At 47.6% G+C, this 822-nt stretch carries 1 protein-coding gene; it reads left to right on the top strand.

The window, feature by feature from the left end; all coding sequences use genetic code 11:
* Positions 1-676: group II intron maturase-specific domain-containing protein (locus QZ379_RS12415; protein ID WP_291565372.1), on the top strand; the 676-nt coding region annotated here is incomplete at its 5' end.
* Positions 677-822: the final 146 nt, after the last annotated feature.

Here is an 822-nt window from a genome sequence, read left to right as displayed (position 1 = left end):
ATATAAAGGTACGCTGCTTATCAAGCCGTCAAAGAAGAATGTTAAGGAATTCCTCGCCAAGATTAAAGCCATTATTCGTAAGAATCAGGCCATCAGGCAGGATAAACTTATCGGACTTCTGAACCCCGTCATAACCGGTTGGGGCAACTATTACAAGGGTTGCGTAGCCGCCAAAACCTTCAAGAACGCAGACGCACAGATCTTCTACAAACTGTGGGCGTGGGCATTACGCCGCCACCGCCACAAGGGTAAGAAGCGGGTTTACAACAGGTATTTTCTGTCGAAGAAAGGCCGGGCGTGGACATTCGGTATGATGCTGAAGAACAACGGGAAACCATTTCCGTACACACTGAAGTATCTATCCGATATTGATACGAAGACCAAGCCTATCAAAATCCGCAGCAAAGCCAACCCATTCGACCCGGAATGGCGACCATACTTTGAGATGCGTAACAGGATGAAAATGTTAAGCTCTCTCAAAGGCAAACAGGGCTTTCTCAGAATGTGGGAGAAACAAAATCAGCGTTGTCCGTTGTGCGGCGAGATAATCGACGCGGATAAAATCTGGACTATTGCGGAGTTATCCGACAAGTCCGGCAAATCCAAAATCATCGCCCATGACAGATGCAGTCGTACACTTACCCGTAAAATTAGAGCTTATGAGCCGGTTTCATAATAGAAACTTTGAGTTGCTTGAGCCGTATGATGCGAAAGTATCACGTACGGTTCTTAGAGGGGAAGGGAGCAGTAATGCTCCCGACCTACTCGACGTGTTCCTGGAAGACAGCGACGAAAACCTGCGTATGTTCGAGAAACGTGCGC

It is taken from the genome of Bacteroides sp. (genome assembly GCF_019417265.1).
Lineage (GTDB): Bacteria > Bacteroidota > Bacteroidia > Bacteroidales > Bacteroidaceae > Phocaeicola.
This window is presented reverse-complemented; position numbering and strand designations above follow the sequence as displayed.